This is a genomic window from Enterococcus malodoratus (assembly GCF_027659535.1).
Taxonomy (GTDB): domain Bacteria; phylum Bacillota; class Bacilli; order Lactobacillales; family Enterococcaceae; genus Enterococcus_A; species Enterococcus_A malodoratus.
Map to the genome: position 1 here is coordinate 1 of NZ_JAQDPG010000029.1, position 235 is coordinate 235.

Genomic DNA, 235 nt, shown 5'->3' on the forward strand with positions numbered 1-235 from the left:
TAAATTAAATCTAATTCATTGACCGTTGGAATCAGCCCAACGGTCTTTTCCTATGCAATCGCTTCGGTTACCGGAACTAAATTGCCGAAAACCTACATTTTCGATGGCCCTTTTCCTACATTTTCAATGGCCATCTTTTTTTACTTGATAGGCTGAGTTAGCCGATTTATTAAATCTATTTTCTTATTCCTTTAAATATTGCTTGTGGTAAAATAATGAGCAGAAGGTGAATATA